This is a genomic window from Rathayibacter sp. AY1D2 (genome assembly GCF_002932695.1).
Classification (GTDB): Bacteria; Actinomycetota; Actinomycetes; order Actinomycetales; family Microbacteriaceae; genus Rathayibacter.
Genome location: NZ_PSVX01000043.1, coordinates 1 through 16,813, shown reverse-complemented (window position 1 = coordinate 16,813; position 16,813 = coordinate 1). Strand labels below are relative to the sequence as shown.

Genomic DNA, 16,813 nt, shown 5'->3' with positions numbered 1-16,813 from the left:
GGAGCGGCCGCTGCGCTCAGCTGGAGCGCCGCTGCGTCTGGACGGGCGGGACGTTGTAGCCGAGCAGGCCGACGCCGGTCGCGTCCCAGCGCAGCGTGGTCAGCGAGACGTTGTCGACCACCGGGAAGGTGTGCCGGTACGTCTCCGGGTTGATGCCGAGATAGGCGCACAGCAGGAGGCGGATGAGCGTGCCGTGCGCGACGACGAGCACCCGGCCGTCGGGGTGCTCGCGGTGGATGCGCGCGAGTGAGGTGTTCGCGCGGGCGACGGCGTCGAGGCCGGACTCGCCGCCGGGCATCGGCTGGATGGCCGGCGCCGCGACCCACGCGTGGTACTCGTCCGGGAAGCGCTTCTCCATCTCGTCGGTGGTCAGCCCCTCACCGCGGCCGAAGTCGACCTCGACCAGCGCCGGGTCGGGCTGCAGCTCGAGGTGGGCCGCCCGCGCGGCGGGCACGGCGGTGCGCACGGCCCGGACCAGGGTGGAGGAGTACACCGCCTCGAGGTCGGCGTCGACGGCCCAGGCGGCCAGAGTCGCCGCCTGGTCCTGGCCCCGGGGGGTCAGCGCGATGTCGGAGGAGCCCGCGAAGCGGTTCTCGGAGTGCCAGACAGTCTCTCCGTGCCGGGCGAGGATCAGGGTCGTCACCCCCTGAGCCTACCGACCGCGCGGGCCCGCGGGCCCCGCGCTCAGGCGGCGGGAACGCCGTAGTGCGCGTCGACCATCACCGGGAGGTGGTCCGAGACGCCCTGGGGCAGCGTGGAGACCCGCTCGATCCGCACGGAGTCGCTGATCGCGAAGTCGAAGTGGCCGCTGAAGTAGCGGTAGCGCGCGTAGGTGGGGGAGTCGCTCCGCGAGACCAGGTAGCCGTTCCGGGTCATCCGGCGGTCGAGTCCGCGGAAGAACCACGGGTAGTTGTAGTCGCCGACCATCAGGGAGGGGGTGTCCGGCGCGTACTCGCGCAACCGGTTGAGCGCCTCGTCGATCTGCTTGCGGCGCAGGGCGTTGCCGGCCGAGAGCGGAGCGGCGTGGAAGGACGAGACGGCGATCGATCCGCCGTCGCGGTCGTCGAGGCGGACGGCCAGCAGGCGCTCGTGAGCGGGGGACATCACGCGGTCGTGCATGGACTTGCTGAGCTCGAACGCGGCGCTGCCGGAGAGCTCGAAGCGGTCCTGCGAGTAGTAGACGGCCAGGCCCAGGCGGTTGCGGGCCGTGACGGACGCGAGCCGGAGCGAGCCCACCTCCTGCGGCAGCTTCGTGGTGTCGCACTCCTGCAGGCACAGCACGTCGATGTCGTGGCGGGCGGCGAGGGGGGCGATCTCGGCGTGCGCTCGGTGCTCCCGGAGGTTGTAGGAGATCACGCGGAGGGCGCGTTCGGTCGGCTGCATTTCGCCAGTGTAGGGCGCGCCGACCGAGCGTCGGCCGACCCTCCGGCGAACACGGAGGGACCTCCTCGGAACGCGGTCGGAACGTTCGCCGACCGGCCGGGGAGGTCCCTCGCGGAGCCGCGTCAGTGCTGCTCGGTGCCCGAGGCGTCGGTCTCGGCGTCGGTGCCGTGGACGCCGTCGGTGGGGCCCCAGTCGGGCAGCGGGGGGTTCTGCTCCTCGCCGTCGGCGCCGACGCCGTCGGCGCCGACGCCGTCGGCCAGGGGGGAGGCCGCGCCGCCGACCTCGTCGAGGCCCGCGGAGGTGCCGGTCTCGGTGGCGGGGTCGGGCGTGCGCGCGCCGTCGGTCGTGTCGGTGCCGTCGGTCGTGTCGGTGGGGGTGGGCTCGATGTCGTAGTCGGAGCTGCTCATGTCCCGACGCTACGACTCCACCGCCCGCGGGGGCACCCCCTTGCGCTCCCGCGAACGACGGAGGCCCCCCGCACCGGGAAGGTGCGAGGGGCCTCCGAAGGGGGAGTGCTCAGCGTCCGTAGGCGGAGGCGGCGGGGCAGTCGAACGGGTCGCCGCCGGCCGACAGGCCGACCTTGTTGAGGTAGCGGACGACGATCGCGTACGACTCCATTAGCGAGGTCTCGGTGTAGGGGATCTGGTGGGTGGTGCAGTACTCCTTGGCGATGACCTGCGCACGGCGCAGCGCCGGGCGGGGCATGTTCGGGAAGAGGTGGTGCTCCACCTGGTAGTTGAGGCCGCCCATGTAGAGGTCGGTGAACCAGGTGCTGCGGATGCTGCGCGAGGTGAGGACCTGGCGGCGGAGGAAGTCGACGCGCGCCTCCTTCGGCAGCAGCGGCATGCCCTTGTGGTTCGGCGCGAACGAGGCGCCCATGTAGAGGCCGAAGACGCCCAGCTGCACGCCGACGAAGGCGAACGCCATGCCGAGGGGGAGGGCCCAGAAGACGACGGCGAGGTAGAGGCCGACGCGGGTGACGAGCATGGTGATCTCGACCCAGCGCTTGTCGACCTTGCCCTTGCCGAACACGGTGCGGAAGCCGTGCAGGTGCAGGTTGAGGCCCTCGAGCAGCAGGAGCGGGAAGAACGCGTAGCCCTGGCGGCGGGTGAGCCAGGCGTAGAGGCCGCGCGAGCGGGCCGCGTCCTCGGCGGTGAAGGAGACGACGTCGCGCTCGATGTCCGGGTCCTTGCCCAGCACGTTCGGGTTCGCGTGGTGGCGGCTGTGCTTGGTCATCCACCAGGAGTAGCTGATGCCGACGAAGAGATTCGCGAGGGTGCGGCCGGCGACGTCGTTGGCCTTGCCGGACTCGAACACCTGGCGGTGCGAGGCCTCGTGGGCGAGGAAAGCGAACTGCGTCAGCACGATGCCGAGGGCGGCGGCGAGCAGGAGCTGGAACCAGGAGTCGCCCAGCAGGACGAAGCCGGTGACGATGCCGCCGAGCGCGAGGACCAGCGCGCCGAACATCGTGTAGTAGAAGCCGGTGCGGCGGCGGAGGAGCCCCGCGTCGCGGACCGTGCTGAGGAGACCGGAGTACTCGGTCGTCGGGTTGACGCGGCCGTCGGCGCGCGGACGGGTGCGGACGACGCGGGGGGCGCCTCCGGTGACGGACGTGGTGGTGGGGGTGCTCATCGGCGCCTCGCTCTTCGTGGTGACCGTCGGCGTCGACGGTCTCTCGGCGAGCGATCCCGACGGGGGCGGTCCGCTCATGGTTCACCGCGTCGGTAGGGGCCGGACGCGGCATCAGGGCGACCGGGGTCAAGGGCAACCTGGTGTGAACACTACGGGGACGGCGGCGGCACCGCACCATGGCGATTGCCAGCCTTCGCTCCGCGCGTGTCGGGAAGGGGAGTGCGCCTCCGGCGGGACCGCCGGAGGCGCACGGGCTCAGGAGCCGATCGAGTCCTGCGGGCGGCCGGACTTGAGCGCGGCGAGGCGCGCCTCCACCTCGGTCATCTCACCGAGGTCCTCGAGCGACTCGAACTGCGCGTCCAGGCTCGAGGAGGCGAGCTCCTCCGCGCCGCGGACGCGCGCCTCCTCGCGGCGGATCTTCTGCTCGAAACGGCTCACCTCGCTCGTCGGGTCCATCAGGTCGATGCTCTTCACGGCGTCCTGGACCTGGCTCTGCGCCTCGACGGTCTTCGAGCGTGCGATCAGCTCGTCGCGCTTGCTCGAGAGCTGCTGCAGCTTCTCGCGCATCTGGTTCAGGCCCGACTTGAGCTTGTCGACGACCTCGGTCTGCGAGGCGATGGTCGGCTCGGCGTCCTTCGCCTCCTTCTCGGACTGGATCTGGCGCTGCAGAGCGACCTTGGCCAGCGCGTCGAACTTGTCGGCGTCGCCGGCGCTCCCGCCGGTGCGCAGCTCGTCGGCCTTGCGGCTCGCGGCGAGGGCCTTGCCGCCCCACTCCTGGGCGTTCTGCACGTCCTCGCGGTAGTCGTCCTCGAGCAGGCGCAGGTTGCCGATCGTGGTGGCGATCGCCGCCTCGGCGTCGCGGATGCTGTCGGTGTAGTCGCGGACCATCTGGTCGAGCATCTTCTGCGGGTCCTCGGCCTGGTCGAGGAGCGCGTTGATGTTGGCCTTCGCGAGCTGCGCGATGCGGCCGAAGATCGACTGTCTCTGAGCCATGGGTGTCTCTCCTTGCGTCGTGGGTGGTGCCGGATGTCGGAGGTGGTGCCGGAGTCGTGGGGGAGGTGGTGGTCGTCGGTCGTGCGCGGATGCCCGGGGGCGCTCAGAAGCGACCGCCGCCTCCACGGCGTCCGCCTCCGCCACTGCTGCGCCCGCCGCCGAAGCCGCCGCCGCCGGAGCGCCGGGACGAGCCGCCGCCGCCGAAGCCGCCGCTGAACCCGCCTCCGCCGAAGCCGCCCGAGCGGTAGCCGCTGCGGCGTCCGCCTCCCAGGAGCGACTCGACCAGGATCCCGCCGAGGAACGCGCCGGTCGTGTCGCCACCGTAGGGGCTGCCGACGGCGTTCGGGGCGGAGTAGGAGCCGGCGTCGGCCCGCGCCCGCTCGAGCGCCTGCTGGGCGAGCTGCGAAGCGCGCTGGGCGGAGGCGAGAGCCTCGCGGGGGTCGGTGGCGGCGATGCGCTCGGCGTACTCGGCCGAGCGGGCGGCCTCGGCGACGCGGGTGCGCGCCTCCGAGCCGACCGCGCCGCGGCGGGCCGCGATGAAGTCCTCGGCGGCCGAGACGCGGCTGCGGGCGGAGGTGAGCTCGGCGCCGAGGGCGGCCCGCTCGCGCTCGCGCTGGGCCTGCGCGTCGCGGAACCCGCCGACGGCGGCGTCGATCGTGGCGTCGGCGGCGGTGAGCGCCTCGAGCAGGGCGAGCGGGTCGTTCGGCCGCACGGAGAGGGCGCGCTCGACGTCGTCGATGGCGGCCTCGGTCGAGGCGACCGCCGCGGCGACGTTCTGCGCCTGGGCCGCGGACTCCGCGTCCTGGGAGGCGGCGAGCGCTCGTCCCTGCGCCACGTCGGCGCGGATCTCGGCGATGCGGCCGGCGAGCGACGCCTCCGCCTTCTGCAGCTCGTCACCGCGCGTGGCCACCGCGTCGACGAGCCCGGAGGCCTGCTCGGCGGCCTGCTGCCCGGCGCGCAGCAGCACGGCGGCGCGGCCGGAGTCGCCGGCCTGCAGCGCCTTCTGGGCGCCGGCGAGCTGGTCGCGGGTGAAGCGGAGTCGGTCCTCGGCCTGGTCGGCGTCGTCGCTCACGTCGTCGATCGCGGTCGGTGCGTAGCGGGAGGCGAGCTCGGCGAGGCGGGCGCGGGCCGACGGGAGGCGGTCGCCGACCTCGGCGGCGCGGGCCGAGAGCGCGGCGGCGACCTGCGGCGCGTTCTTCTCGAGGTCGCGCAGCTCCTCGAACGCACTCGCTCGCTCGTCGAGCGTCTGCTCGGCGTCGGCGCAGAGCTGGAGGATGCGCTGGTAGCCGTCGCGGCGCTCCTGATCGGTCTCCGGCTCGGCGTCGTCGAGACGCTGCTGCAGGCTGAAGGCCTCGCCGAGCAGGCGCTTCGCGGTGACGAGCGCCTCGCGGAACGCGCCGGCCGCGTCGGCGCCGAACTGCGCCTCCGCGAAGCCGACCTCCTGCTCGCTGGTGCGGACGGCGTCGTCGGCGTGGACGAGGGCCGACCCGGCACGGGTGGCGAGCTCGTCGATCGAGGCCTCCACCGCCTCCTGGGCGCGGCGCTTCCGCGCGCGGCGGACGAGCAGCAGCACCACGAGGCCGATGACGACGAGGGCCGCGAGCACGCCGAGCGCGATCAGCAGCCCCGAGCCGAGGGACTCGCCGGCGCTGGGCGCGTCGAGGCGCTGCCCGATCCCGTCGGCGGCGGCCACCGCGGCTCCGGCCCAGTCGCCGTCGGCGAGCCTCGGCTCGATGTCGTCGGACTGGAGCGAGGAGACCTGCGCGTCGTCGAGGGCGAAGCCCTGCGCGACCGACACCTGGTACTGACGGGCGTCGACCGCGACGGCCAGGAGGACGTCGTCGGTGCCCAGTCCGTTGCGGGTCGCGGTCTCGTCCGCCCACGCGGCGCGGTCGGACGGATCCGTGAAGGAGTCGACGAAGGCGACGAACAGCTGCACGCGGTGCTGGTCGTAGAGGGCCCGCGAGGCCTGCTCGATCTCGGCGGTCTCTCCGGAGCTCAGCACCCCGACCGAGTCGAGGACGGTGGAGGAGGAGAAGGAGACGGGCGATTCGGCCGTCGCCGCGGTCGCGGGGACCAGCGCGAGGACCGCGGCGATCAGGAGGGCCGCGAGCGCCGGCAGCAGCCGGGAGCTCACGGTGTGGTGGGGTCTCGCCGGCATCGCGCACACTCCTTCGTCGTCGCCTCCCGAGTGTAGACAGCCCCGGTGTCCGAGCAGGGGTCGGGAGGCGGCAGGCCGTCGACCGCGTGCCCGGGGCGCGGGGGATGGGAGAACGCCGGGAGGAGGAATGACCGTGCTCCGCTCGCGGTTGCTGCCCGGAGTGCGCCGCAGGTGCACGTGCCTCCCCCCTCAGGGCAGCCCCCTGAGACAGCTCCGTAGAAAGGCGATCCCGTGGATCCGTTCTCCCCCCTCACCGCCGGCGACCTCGACCTCCCCAACCGCATCGTCCTGGCACCGATGACGCGACTGCGCTCCGACGAGCAGGGCGTGCCCGGCGCGATCGTCGCCGAGTACTACGCCCAGCGCGCGAGCATGGGCCTGCTGATCAGCGAGGGCGTCTTCCCCAGCGCCGAGTCCAAGGGCTACGCCGGGCAGCCCGGCATCGAGACCGACGCGCAGGCCGCGGGCTGGCGCGCCGTCGCCGACGCCGTGCACGCCGCGGGCGGGCGTATCGTCATGCAGCTGATGAACGCGGGCCGCGTCTCGCACACCGAGATCACCGGCACCGACCGCATCGTCGCCCCGAGCGCCGTCGCCATCGACGGAGAGGTGCACACCCCCTCCGGCAAGAAGCCCTTCCCGGTGCCGCACGCGCTGACCACCGAGGAGCTGGCGACCGTCCGCGACGAGTTCGTCGCCGCCGCCCGCCGCGCGATCGACGCCGGCTTCGACGGAGTCGAGGTGCACGGCGCCAACGGCTACCTGCTGCACGAGTTCCTCTCGCCCGTCTCCAACGTGCGCACCGACCAGTACGGCGGGACCCCGGCCGAGCGCGCCGCGTTCCCGCTCGAGGTCACCCGCGCGATCGTCGACGAGGTCGGAGCGGGCCGCGTCGGCATCCGCCTCTCGCCGGCCCACAACATCCAGGACGTCGTCGAGACCGACGGCGACGACGTGCGCGCCACCTACGAGGCCGTCGTCGACGGGCTCGCCCCGCTCGGCCTGGCCTACCTCAGCGTCCTGCACGCCGAGCCCGCCGGCGAGCTGGTCCAGGACCTCCGCTCGCGCTTCGACGGCGTCTTCATCGCCAACAGCGGCTTCGGCTCGCCGACCAGCCGCGAGGAGGCGACCGAGCTGATCAGCGAGGGCCACGCCGACGCCGTGGCCGTCGGCCGCCGGGCGATCGCCAACCCCGACCTGGTCGAGCGCTGGCAGGGCGGGCACCCCGAGAACGAGGTCGTCCAGGAGACGGTCTACGGCGGAGGAGCCGAGGGCTACACCGACTACGAGCCCCTCTCGGCGTAGTCGCGACTCACGCGGAAGGCCCGCTCCCTCGAGGGGGAGCGGGCATTCCGCGTACCGGGGGGATCAGCTCTCGCTGCCCCGGCTCTTCAGCTCGGACTCGATGCGGGCGTCCTGCTCGGGCGAGAGCTCGTGGTCCTCGTCCTCCGGGTCGGCCGTCTCGCCGACGCGGCCCTCGCCGAGGGCGTGGATCGAGGTGATCTCGTCCTCGAGCGCGGCGTCGCGGTCGTGCTCGCTCACGAGCCGGTCTCGATCTCCCCGGCGGAGACGGCCTCGGCGTACTTGCGGAGGTCCGGGCCGGGCTCGAAGTCGATGAAGCGGTCCTTGAGGCGCGCGTTCAGCTCCGCGAACACGTCCTCCCAGGGCTCGCCCTTCTTGCTCGTCGCGAGGTCGAGCACCGCCTCGCGGAGGACCCTGTCCGAGTCCTCGAGGATCTTGTCGCGGGCTTCGTCGTTCCAGCGGATGTCCTGTGCGTCCATGCTCCGACCGTAGGCGCGGGGCCGGGGCGCCCCAAGGACTTGCGGGCGGGGGGCGGGAGGCGTAGGAGCCCCCGCCGCTCCGCGCTCAGGAGAGCGCCGGCAGCACCTCGCGCTCGAACAGCTCGATGCCGGACCGGTCGTAGGCGGCGTCCGGGAAGTAGAGGATGCCGTAGTCCATCCCGCGCGACTGCATGCCGGCGAGCCGGTCGACGATCTGCGAGGGAGTGCCGACCGCGAGCGCGTCGGGGCTGCGGTACTCGGCGACGAAGGACGCCGCTCCCTCCGCGCCGAGGTACGGGACCACGCGCTCCTCGAGACGCTGCAGCGCCGCCTCGACCTCCGCCTCCGTCTCGCCGATCACGACGTTGTAGTTCGAGCTCCGGGTGATCGCCGAGAAGTCGGTGCCCAGGCGCTCGCAGTGCCCGCGGAGGACCGAGCTCTTGTGGTCGAACGCCTCCGGGGTCCCGGCGAAGTTCGTGTACTGCGCGTACTGGGCCGCGATCCGCAGCGTGACCTTCTCGCCGCCGCCGGCGACCCACAGCGGGATGCCGCCCTCCTGCAGGGGCAGCGGTCGGTTCTGCGCGCCGTCCACCTGGTAGTAGCGGCCGTCGAGGGTCGCGGACCCGGTCGTCCAGGCCTGCTGCAGGATCTGCACTCCCTCGTCGAGCCGGCCCAGCCGCTCGGCGATCGGCGGGAAGCCGTAGCCGTACGCGCGCCACTCGTGCTCGTACCAGCCGCCGCCGATGCCCATCTCGACCCGCCCGCCCGAGACGATGTCGACGGTCGTCGCGACCTTGGCGAGGTAGGCGGGGTTCCGGTAGCCCATGCAGGTGCACATCTGGCCCAGCCGCACGCGCGACGTGGTGGCGCCGAACGCGCTCATCAGCGACCACGCCTCGTGCGTCGCCTCCTCCGTCACCTGCGGGACGGTGTGGAAGTGGTCGTAGACCCAGATCGACTCCCAGGCGCCGTCGTCGGCGTGCCGGGCGAGGTCGCTCATGGTGCGCCACTGGTCGGCGGCCGGGACGCCGACGAGGTCGTGGCGCCAGCCCTGGGGGATGAAGAGTCCGAATCGCATGCCGCCGACCCTAGGGCGGCCCGGCCTCCGAGGTCGAGGGGGTCGCGGTGCTCGCGTACGCTTCCGACCGATGCTGACCTTCACAGAGGATCTCGGACTCCCCGTCCTCGCGCTGATGATCCTCGCCGCCTTCGCGGCCGGCTGGATCGACGCGGTCGTGGGCGGCGGCGGACTCCTCCAGCTCCCCGCCCTGCTCCTCGTGCCGGGGATCTCGCCCGTGCAGGCGCTCGCCACGAACAAGCTGGCCTCGATCTTCGGCACGACCACCAGCGCGATCACCTACTACCGGCGCGCGAAGCCCGATCTGCGCACCGCACTGCCGATGGCGGCGGTCGCCCTCGCGGGCAGCTACGGAGGCGCGACGCTCGCCGGCCTCCTCCCGGCCGCGGTGTTCAAGCCGATCATCGTCGTCGCGCTGATCGTGGTCGCCGTCGTGACGATCGCCCGCCCGGCACTGGGCAGCGTCACGGTGCTCAAGCACGCGGGCCGGCGCCACCTCGTCACCGCGGCCGTGCTGGGACTCCTGATCGGCTTCTACGACGGCCTGATCGGACCGGGCACCGGCACCTTCCTGATCATCGCCCTGATCACCGCGCTGGGCTACGACTTCCTGCTCGCCAGCGCCAAGGCGAAGATCGTCAACGTCGCGACCAACCTCGGCGCCCTGCTCTACTTCGTGCCGGGCGGGCACGTGATCTGGCTGCTGGGCCTCCTGATGGGCGCCGCCAACGTGGCGGGCGCGTACCTCGGCTCGCGGATGGCCGTCGCTCGTGGCAGCCGCTTCATCCGGGTCGCGTTCCTCGTCGTGGTCGGCGCCCTCATCCTCAAGGTCGGCTCCGACGTCTGGACCGAGAACCTGGCGCCGCTGCTGCGCTAGCGCGGGCTGCGGGACCGAGCCGCGGAACGAGGACGGGACCCCCGCCGCAGCAGAAGGTCCCGTCCTCGTTCCGATCGCTCGGCGCTCCGCTCCGCCGACCTCAGCCGAAGGGGATCGAGCCGACCAGCACGCCGACGGCGAGCATGACCAGCGAGACGACGACCGCTCGCCACAGCACCTTGCGGTGGTGGTCGCCGAGGTTCACCGCGGCGAGGGAGACGAGCAGGAGGATCGCCGGGACCAGCGGGCTCTGGAGGTGCACCGGCTGCCCGGTGATGGAGGCGCGCGCCATCTCGACCGGCGAGATGCCGTAGTTCGCCGCGCTCTCGGAGAGCACGGGGAGGATGCCGTAGTAGAACGCGTCGTTCGACATGAAGAAGGTCATCGGGATGCTGAGCACGCCGGTGATCACGGCGAGGAACGGTCCGAGCGCCGGCGGGATCACCGCGACGACCCACTCCGCCATGGCGTCGACCATGCCGGTGCCGTTGAGGACGCCGATCAGCACGCCGGCCGCCAGCACCATCGACACGACGCCCACGATGCTCGGCGCGTGCTTGACGATCTCGGCCGCCTGGTCCTTCATCTTCGGGAAGTTGATCAGGAGGGCGACCGCGGAGCCGACCATGAACACGTAGGGCAGCGGCAGGATGTCGGCCACCAGCAGCGTCATCACCGCGAGGGTCAGGACCAGGTTCACCCAGATCAGCTTCGGGCGCAGCGTCTCGCGCTCGGGGTCGAGCATCGTGTCGGCCATCGCGGTGTCGGCGTCGTCGGCCTGCACGCGGGCGGCGACCGCCACCTGGGCTCCGCGCAGGGCCTGAGGGCCGCGGAGGAAGGAGAAGCGCTCCCGGGCGACGGTGCGGATGCCCCCGGTCAGCGCCGCGAGGCCGCCGGTGCGGGCGCCGCCCGAGCGGGAGGAGGAGCCGCGGCCGGCGCCGACGAGCTCCTGCTCGAGCATCGGCTCGGCCAGCGCGAGCGAGCCGAGGCGGCGGCGCTCGCCGAGCCCGAGGAACCAGGCGAAGACGAGCGTGACGACCAGGCCCACCGCGAGCGAGGGGAGCATCGGCACGAAGATCTCGCTCGGCGAGACCTGGAGGGCCGCGGCGGCGCGCACCGTCGGTCCGCCCCAGGGGACGATGTTGAGCGTGCCGTTGGCCAGGCCCGCGACGCAGGTCAGCACGACCGGGTTCATCCCCAGGCGCAGGTAGATCGGGAGCATCGCGGCGGTGGTGACGATGAAGGTGGTCGAGCCGTCGCCGTCGAGCGAGACCGCGCCGGCGAGCAGCGCCGTGCCGAGCACGACCTTCGCCGGGTCGTCGCCGAGCGCGCGGACGATGAAGCGGATCAGCGGGTCGAAGAGCCCGACGTCGATCATGATCCCGAAGTACATGATCGCGAACATCAGCAGCGCGGCCGTGGGCGCGAGGCTGCCGATCGCCTCGAGGACCATGTCGCCGATGCCGAGGCCGGCGCCCGCGAAGAGGCCGAAGATCGTCGGCACGACGATCAGGGCGACCATCGGCGTCAGCCGCTTGGTCATGATCAGGGCCATGAAGGCCAGGATCATGGTGAAACCGAGTACTACCAACACAGCCGACTCCTTCGTCCAGTGCCTCCGCCCGCGCTCGGCGGGAGAGCCGGCCGGGAGATGGTGGAAACCCTAGGCAGCTCCGCGTCCGGCGCCGGGGTATCGCTCATTACGGCGACATCTGCGCATAGTGTGGCTTCTGCGCATTCTGCGCACGACGACGGCGAGGAGGCCCCGATGCGCTTCGCGACCCACGTCCTGGTCCTGCAGCTCGCCACGGTGTCGGCCGCCGTGCTGGTCTGCGCGGGGCTCGTCACCGCGCTCAGCGTCCAGCAGCTGCGCGGCGAGGCGGAGGGCACGGCGCTCGCCATCGCCCGCACCGTCGCCGAGGACCCCGACGTGCAGGACGCGGTCGCCGCGTCCTCCGCGGTGCCCGGCGCGCCCGCCGCCTCGGAGCTGCGCGGCGGACCGCTCGAGGACGTCGCCGCCGCCGTCGAGCAGCGCACCGGCGCGCTCTTCGTCGTGATCACCGACGACCAGGGCATCCGCCTCGCCCACCCCGACGAGGACCGCCTCGGCGAGCGGGTCTCGACCAGCCCCGACGAGGCGCTCGCCGGGCGCGAGAGCGTCTCGTGGGGCACCGGCACGCTCGGCGAGTCGGCACGGGCGAAGGTCCCGGTCTTCGCCGCGGGGGAGCAGCGGGTCGTCGGCGAGGTCAGCATCGGCTTCGCACGCTCCAGCGTCTTCACCGACCTGCCGACCGCGCTGCTCGGCGTCCTCGCCGCGGCGCTCGCCGGGCTGGTGCTCGCCGCCGTCGCCTCCGTCTTCATCCGCCGCCGCCTGCTGCGCCTGACGCTCGGCCTCGCCCCGGAGGAGCTCACCTCGCTCGTGCAGGACCAGGCCGCCGTGCTCGACGGGGTCGACGAGGGCGTGCTCGCGCTCGACCGCGACGGGCGCGTCGGCGTCTGCAATGCGCGGGCCGCCGCGATCCTCGGCTCCGACGACCCGACCGGGCGGGCGCTGCACGGGCGGCCGCTCGCGGAGCTCGACCTGCCCGTTCCGCTGGCCGACGCGATCGGCGCCGCGCTTCACTCCGTCGAGCCGCCCCGCCCCGGAGGCGAGGAGGGCTTCGTCGTCCGCTCCCGCATCGTCTACGTCGACATCCGCCGGGTGACCCGCGGCGACCGCGACCTGGGCGTGGTGGTGGTGCTGCGCGACCGCACCGACCTCGCCGCGCTGAGCCGGCGCCTCGACGCGGTCGGCGCGATGACCAACGCGCTCCGGGTGCAGCGGCACGAGTTCGCCAACCGCTTGCACGTGGTCGCGGGCCTGCTGGATGCGGGGCGGACCGCGTCGGCGCGCGACTACCTCGACGAGGTGCTGACCCGCGGCCCGCTCAAGTACCCGGTGCAGCACGCCGACCGGCTGCAGGAGCCGTACCTCCAGGCGCTCGTCGGGGCGAAGGGGATCGAGGCGGCCGAGCGCGGCGTGCTGCTGACGCTCGGCGAGGAGACGCTGGTGCGCGGCACCGTCGTCGAGCCGGAGGACGTCGCCACGGTGGTCGGGAACCTGGTGGACAACGCGGTGCGCGCGGCGGTCGAGGGGCGGCGCGACGTGCGCTTCGTCGAGGTCGAGCTGCTCGACGACGGCGACGCGCTCTTCGTGACGGTCGCCGATTCCGGCGACGGAGTGCTCGATCCGGACTCGCTGTTCGACCGGGCCGGCGCGGGCGACCCCGTCGAGGACGACGGCCGCGTGCACGGCCGGGGCTTCGGCCTGCCGCTGTGCCGCGAGGTGGCCGCCCGGCGCGGCGGCGAGGTCTGGCTGGCGGACGCCGGCGGAGCGGAGTCGGGGGCCGTGCTGTGCGCGCGCCTCCCCGGAGCGGTGCGGCCGCCGGAGCAGGACGGGGACGGGTCATGAGCGCGGACACGGCGCGGGAGCGCACGGTGCTGGTGGTGGACGACGACTTCCGGGTCGCGCAGCTGCATGCGGACCTGGTCGAGGCGCGGCAGGGGCTGACGGCCCTTCCTCCGGTGCACACGGCGCGCGCGGCGCGGGCGGCCGTCGCCGAGCACGCGCCCGATCTGCTGCTGCTCGACGTGCACCTGCCGGATCAGAGCGGGATCGCGCTGCTCCGCGAGCTCGACACCGACGCGTTCGTCGTGAGCGCCGCCTCCGACGGGGCGACGGTGCGGCGCGCCCTGCACGCGGGAGCGCTCGGGTACCTCATCAAGCCGTTCGAGGCGCGCCTGCTCGGCGAGCGCCTCGACGCGTACGTGCGGTTCCGGAACGTGCTGCGGGAGGACCGCGCGGCCGATCAGGAGGCGGTGGAGCGGGCGCTGCGCATCCTTCACTCGGGCGACGCGACCGCCGCGCAGCCCTCGCGCTCGGCGACCGAGCAGCTCGTCCTGGCGCGCCTGGCCGAGTCGGGCGCCGAGCTGTCGGCCCTCGAGGTGGCCGAGCGCGCCGGCATCTCGCGCGCCACCGCCCAGCGCTACCTCTCGGGTCTCGCGGGCCGCGGCCTCGTCGAGATGACCCTCAGCTACGGCACCACCGGCCGTCCGGAGCACCGCTACCGCGCCCGCTGACCCTCCGCGAGCGGAGTCCGCGCTCGAGCCGGCGGGACGTTCTCGGCGGTCGGGACCCGCTCTCGGGGACCTGAGCGCCTAGGGGAGCTGACTGCGGAGCACCGGCGTGCGGTGCTCGGTCGAGCCGAACGGGGGATCCGCGTGTCAGCGGATCCTCCTAGGCGGTCGGGACCCGCTCTCGGGAACCCGACCGCCCGTGGGAGCCGACTGCGGTGCGCCGCCCTGCGGCGCACGAGACGGCCCGTCGAACGGGCGATCCGCGTGTCAGCGGATCGTCGTAGGCGGTCGGGACCCGCTCTCGGGAAATCGACCGCCTAGGAGAGCCGACCGCGGTGCGCCGCTCCGCGGCGCACAGGACGACTCAGTGCGTCGCGTCGACGTCCGCGCCCGCGGCCTCGGCCACGCGGCGGCGCTCGGCGGCCTCGGCGGCCATGCGGCGGCCCTTGGGGCTGACGAGGGAGGCGATCACCGTGATCACGAGGACGCCGATGATGACCGAGAGCGACAGTCCGGTGCCGATCTCGAAGACCTCCACGTGCTCGCCGTTGTTGATGAACGGCAGGTTGTTCTCGTGGAGCGCGTGCAGGATCAGCTTCACGCCGATGAAGGCGAGGATCGCGGCGAGGCCGATGCTGAGGTAGACGAGGCGGTCGAGCAGGCCGTCGATGAGGAAGTACAGCTGGCGCAGGCCCAGCAGCGAGAACGCGGTCGCCGTGAAGACGAGGTACACGTCGCTGGTGAGGCCGAAGATCGCCGGCACGCTGTCGAGGGCGAACAGGATGTCCGTTCCGCCGATCGCCGCCATGACGAGGATCATCGGCGTGAGGACCTTCTTGCCGTCGATGTGCGTGTAGAACTTGTCGCCGTCGTACTGGTCGCTCGTCTTGAAGATCCGCTTGGCCAGGCGCACCATCACGTTGTCGCTGGAGTGGTCGTCGCCCGGCTTGACCAGGTTGAACGCGGTCAGCAGCAGGATCAGGCCGAAGATGTAGAAGACCCAGGCGAACGAGTTGATCAGTGCGGCGCCGAGGAAGATGAAGCCGGTGCGGGCGATCAGCGCGAAGACGATGCCGAAGAGGAGCACCTTCTGCTGGTCGGCGCGGGGCACCTTGAAGCTCGCCATGATGATGAGGAAGACGAACAGGTTGTCGACCGAGAGGGCCTTCTCGGTGATGTACCCCGCGAAGTACTCCGATCCGGGCGTCGCTCCGCCGAAGACGAGGACGCCGAGCCCGAAGAGCACGGCGATGCCGACGTAGAGCGCCGACCAGATAGACGACTCCTTCAGCGTGGGCTCGTGGGCCTTCCGGACGTGGAAGAAGAAGTCGAAGAGCAGGAGCAGGACGATGAAGACGATCGTCAGGGTCCAGATCAGGGGCGATACGGTCATGAAGGGGCTGGCCTCGCTCGTGAAGGGGGGTCGGGGGACGGTCGCGGGGGTCGCTCGTCAAGGGAAAAGGTAGCGAGGCACCGTAGCGAGCAGGGTGCCCGCCGATGGATCGTGAGTATCTTCTCAGTTCTCCGCGCGTCCCTCGCGCCCAGCGGCCGGAGCGCCACACTGGTCACCATGACCGGCGCCGCTGTCGACAGGACCTTCCAGGACGCCTCCGGCGTCGTCATCCACTACCGCTGGTGGCCGCACCCCTCGCCCCGCGCGATCGTGCAGCTGGCCCACGGGGTCGGCGAGCACTCGGGGCGCTACGTCGAGCTGGCGGAGGCGCTGGTCGCCGCCGGGTACGCGGTCGCGGCGGACGACCACCGCGGGCACGGCCGGACCGGCCTCGAGCAGCACGGCGGCGACTCCTCCCGGCTCGGACTGCTGGGGCCGGGCGGCCTGCGCGCGACCGAGGCGGCGATCCTCCGGCTGACGGAGCTGCTCGCGGAGGAGAGCCCGGGAGTGCCGATCGTGCTGCTCGGCCACTCCTGGGGGTCGCTCATGGCGCAGCGGATCGTCGACCACCACTCCGGCGTCTACGCCGCGCTCGTGCTGAGCGGCACGGCCTACCGCCTCCCCGGGCACATGAACGCGGGCGACCTGGCGAAGCGGCACCGCGTCGCCGGCGGTCTCGGCCTCGAGTGGCTCTCCCGCGACCCGGAGGTCTGGCAGCGGTTCCACGACGACCCCCTCACCTTCACCACGCCGCTCGCGAAGCGGATCGGGCTGGTCGAGACCCTGCGGCTGGTCGGCCGCCCGAAGCGCGGGCCCGAGCATCCACTGCCCCTGCTGCTGGTCGTGGGCGCCGACGACACCCTCGGCGGCGAGCGGTCGGTGCGCGCGCTCGCCCAGGCCTACCGGCGGCGGGCCGGGTACACGGACGTCTCGGTGCGGGTGTACCCGGAGGCGCGGCACGAGCTGTTCCAGGAGCTCAACCGGGCCGAGGTCACGGCCGATCTCGTGGAGTGGCTGGGCGAGCGCTTCCCCGCCCCGGCTCGCGCCTAGGCTGGCGTCATGCATGGCGAGTACAAGGTCCCCGGCGGAAAGCTCGTGGTCGTCGACCTCGACGTGGTCGACGGGAGGTTCGCCGGGTTCCGCCTGGCGGGCGACTTCTTCCTCGAGCCCGACACGGCCCTCGACGACATCGACCGCGCGGTCGTGGGCCTCCCGGCCGAGACGGACGCGAAGTCCATCGCCGCCGCCATCCGGCAGGCGCTCCCGGCCGACGCGGTCCTGCTCGGCTTCACGCCCGAGGCCGTCGCGGTCGCGATCCGCCGCTCGCTGCAGAAGGCGACCAGCTGGCGCGACTACGACTGGCGCATCGTGCACGACCGGGCCGTCCCTCCCGCGACCC

At 72.9% G+C, this 16,813-nt stretch carries 16 protein-coding genes and 1 pseudogene; 6 read left to right on the top strand and 11 right to left on the bottom strand.

Annotation, left to right across the window (positions count from 1 at the left end):
- Positions 1 to 16 precede the first annotated feature (16 nt).
- The 6 genes from C5D04_RS12165 to C5D04_RS12140 all read right to left on the bottom strand — a co-directional run bounded on the left by C5D04_RS12165 (position 17) and on the right by C5D04_RS12140 (position 6,169).
- Complete coding sequence (locus tag C5D04_RS12165) at positions 17 to 643, bottom strand: histidine phosphatase family protein (RefSeq protein WP_104223854.1); 627 nt, start codon at positions 641 to 643, stop codon at positions 17 to 19.
- A 41-nt stretch (positions 644 to 684) separates the two neighbouring features.
- On the bottom strand, positions 685 to 1,383 hold the full coding sequence (locus C5D04_RS12160) for an endonuclease/exonuclease/phosphatase family protein (RefSeq protein ID WP_104223855.1): 699 nt from the start codon (positions 1,381 to 1,383) through the stop codon (positions 685 to 687).
- Positions 1,384 to 1,505: 122 nt separating this feature from the next.
- Positions 1,506 to 1,790 (bottom strand): hypothetical protein, encoded by a 285-nt coding sequence (locus C5D04_RS12155; RefSeq protein WP_104347768.1) that lies wholly within the window; start codon positions 1,788 to 1,790, stop codon positions 1,506 to 1,508.
- 109 nt (positions 1,791 to 1,899) lie between these two features.
- Complete coding sequence (locus tag C5D04_RS12150) at positions 1,900 to 3,015, bottom strand: acyl-CoA desaturase (protein ID WP_104226226.1); 1,116 nt, start codon at positions 3,013 to 3,015, stop codon at positions 1,900 to 1,902.
- 255 nt (positions 3,016 to 3,270) lie between these two features.
- On the bottom strand, positions 3,271 to 4,008 hold the full coding sequence (locus C5D04_RS12145; RefSeq protein WP_104223858.1) for a PspA/IM30 family protein: 738 nt from the start codon (positions 4,006 to 4,008) through the stop codon (positions 3,271 to 3,273).
- 103 nt (positions 4,009 to 4,111) lie between these two features.
- The gene (locus C5D04_RS12140) at positions 4,112 to 6,169 is read right to left on the bottom strand and encodes a TPM domain-containing protein (protein ID WP_104347767.1); all 2,058 of its coding nucleotides are present in this window, start codon (positions 6,167 to 6,169) and stop codon (positions 4,112 to 4,114) included.
- Between the two features lie 231 nt (positions 6,170 to 6,400).
- Here C5D04_RS12140 and C5D04_RS12135 point away from each other — a divergent pair, with 231 nt between their 5' ends.
- Positions 6,401 to 7,474, top strand: coding sequence for an alkene reductase (locus C5D04_RS12135; RefSeq protein WP_104347766.1), 1,074 nt, complete (start codon positions 6,401 to 6,403; stop codon positions 7,472 to 7,474).
- A gap of 63 nt (positions 7,475 to 7,537) precedes the next feature.
- On the opposite strand, the gene C5D04_RS18275 is transcribed toward C5D04_RS12135, so the two are convergent.
- The 3 genes from C5D04_RS18275 to C5D04_RS12125 all read right to left on the bottom strand — a co-directional run bounded on the left by C5D04_RS18275 (position 7,538) and on the right by C5D04_RS12125 (position 9,028).
- Positions 7,538 to 7,711, bottom strand: a complete 174-nt coding sequence (locus C5D04_RS18275) for a hypothetical protein (RefSeq protein WP_181068063.1) — start codon at positions 7,709 to 7,711, stop codon at positions 7,538 to 7,540.
- Positions 7,708 to 7,950 (bottom strand): hypothetical protein, encoded by a 243-nt coding sequence (locus C5D04_RS12130; RefSeq protein ID WP_068251275.1) that lies wholly within the window; start codon positions 7,948 to 7,950, stop codon positions 7,708 to 7,710. The genes C5D04_RS18275 and C5D04_RS12130 overlap by 4 nt, the downstream gene beginning before the upstream one ends.
- A gap of 85 nt (positions 7,951 to 8,035) precedes the next feature.
- Positions 8,036 to 9,028, bottom strand: coding sequence for an LLM class F420-dependent oxidoreductase (locus C5D04_RS12125; protein ID WP_104223861.1), 993 nt, complete (start codon positions 9,026 to 9,028; stop codon positions 8,036 to 8,038).
- Between the two features lie 70 nt (positions 9,029 to 9,098).
- On the opposite strand from C5D04_RS12125, the gene C5D04_RS12120 reads away from it, so the two are divergent.
- Positions 9,099 to 9,905, top strand: coding sequence for a TSUP family transporter (locus tag C5D04_RS12120; RefSeq protein ID WP_104223862.1), 807 nt, complete (start codon positions 9,099 to 9,101; stop codon positions 9,903 to 9,905).
- A gap of 100 nt (positions 9,906 to 10,005) precedes the next feature.
- Here C5D04_RS12120 and C5D04_RS12115 read toward each other — a convergent pair whose 3' ends face one another.
- Positions 10,006 to 11,475 carry a CitMHS family transporter gene (locus C5D04_RS12115; protein ID WP_104308424.1) on the bottom strand — a complete coding sequence of 490 codons (1,470 nt, stop codon included), beginning with the start codon at positions 11,473 to 11,475 and terminating at the stop codon, positions 10,006 to 10,008.
- Positions 11,476 to 11,673: 198 nt separating this feature from the next.
- Between C5D04_RS12115 and C5D04_RS12110 the strand changes: the two genes are divergently transcribed.
- Together C5D04_RS12110 and C5D04_RS12105 are read left to right on the top strand one after the other, a co-directional pair.
- Positions 11,674 to 13,356: a sensor histidine kinase gene (locus C5D04_RS12110; RefSeq protein ID WP_104347765.1), complete on the top strand. Its 1,683-nt coding sequence runs from the start codon at positions 11,674 to 11,676 to the stop codon at positions 13,354 to 13,356.
- Positions 13,353 to 14,024 (top strand): response regulator, encoded by a 672-nt coding sequence (locus C5D04_RS12105; RefSeq protein WP_104223865.1) that lies wholly within the window; start codon positions 13,353 to 13,355, stop codon positions 14,022 to 14,024. The genes C5D04_RS12110 and C5D04_RS12105 overlap by 4 nt, the downstream gene beginning before the upstream one ends.
- Positions 14,025 to 14,385: 361 nt before the next feature.
- Here C5D04_RS12105 and C5D04_RS12100 read toward each other — a convergent pair whose 3' ends face one another.
- On the bottom strand, positions 14,386 to 15,414 hold the full coding sequence (locus C5D04_RS12100; RefSeq protein WP_104223866.1) for a TerC family protein: 1,029 nt from the start codon (positions 15,412 to 15,414) through the stop codon (positions 14,386 to 14,388).
- A gap of 177 nt (positions 15,415 to 15,591) precedes the next feature.
- Between C5D04_RS12100 and C5D04_RS12095 the strand changes: the two genes are divergently transcribed.
- Positions 15,592 to 16,464: an alpha/beta fold hydrolase gene (locus C5D04_RS12095; protein ID WP_104347764.1), complete on the top strand. Its 873-nt coding sequence runs from the start codon at positions 15,592 to 15,594 to the stop codon at positions 16,462 to 16,464.
- 9 nt (positions 16,465 to 16,473) lie between these two features.
- Positions 16,474 to 16,813, top strand: a pseudogene (locus tag C5D04_RS12090) (lipoate--protein ligase family protein); the annotation flags it as partial.